General features: G+C 68.6%; 1 pseudogene. It reads right to left on the reverse strand.

Features of this window, described 5'->3' with window-relative positions:
* Positions 1–854 (reverse strand): annotated as a pseudogene (locus GSY69_RS13820) (IS3 family transposase); the annotation flags it as partial.

Raw genomic sequence — 854 nt, forward strand, 5'->3', positions numbered from 1 at the left:
ACCCATGGATTGGGTGACGCCGAGTTGGCCGCAGAGTTTGGCGTAGTCAGCCGAGGTGTAGACCGACCCGTGATCGCTGTGGAACACCGCCCCGGCCAGGCTGCCCCGGTCACGGCGGGCAGCCTTGAGTGCGTCTTCGACGAGTTCGGTGCGCATGTGGTCGGCGATCGCCCAGCCGGCGAGTTTGCGGGAGAAACAGTCGATCACGGTGGCCAGGTACAGATTGCGGCCCTCAGGCAGCGGCAGGTAGGTGATGTCGCCGACGTAGATGGTGTTGGGCCGCTCTGCGGTGAAGTCCCGCCTGAGCAGGTCGGGGTACTTCTGGTCGGCTGGCTCGGGCAGCGTGGTCCGGACCCGGCGGCGGAGCCGGATCCCGGCCAGCCCGTGGTGGCGCATCACCCGGGCGACCCGCTTGTGGTTGACCCGGTCCTCGGCCGGCACGCCGTCGTTGAGTTCAGCGGTCGCCCTGGGTGCCCCGTAGGCGGGGTCACCACCGGTCTTCGGGTCCTGGACGGTCCGGATCCGTTCGGCGAGCTCGGCATCGGCCACGACCCGTTCGGCCCGGGCCGGTGCGGCGGCGCACCAGGCGTAGAACGATGACCGGGAGACCTCCACAGCCTGACACAACCGCTTCACCTCGAAGGCGTGCTGGTGGTCGGCGACGAACTGGAAGCGGTTCACCAGTTCGTCTCCCCAGCGAAATACTTGGCCGCTTTCCGCAGGATGTCCCGCTCGGTCTCGACCTTGACCTTGTCGGCCCGTAGCCGGGCGTTCTCCGCCTCCAACCGGGCGATCCTCACCGCCGCGGACTCGGTACCGGCCGACTTCGCGCCGCTGGAGGAGTGTTCTGGTGG

Origin of the sequence: Brevibacterium rongguiense (genome assembly GCF_009857845.1) — a bacterium.
GTDB lineage: Bacteria > Actinomycetota > Actinomycetes > Actinomycetales > Brevibacteriaceae > Brevibacterium > Brevibacterium rongguiense.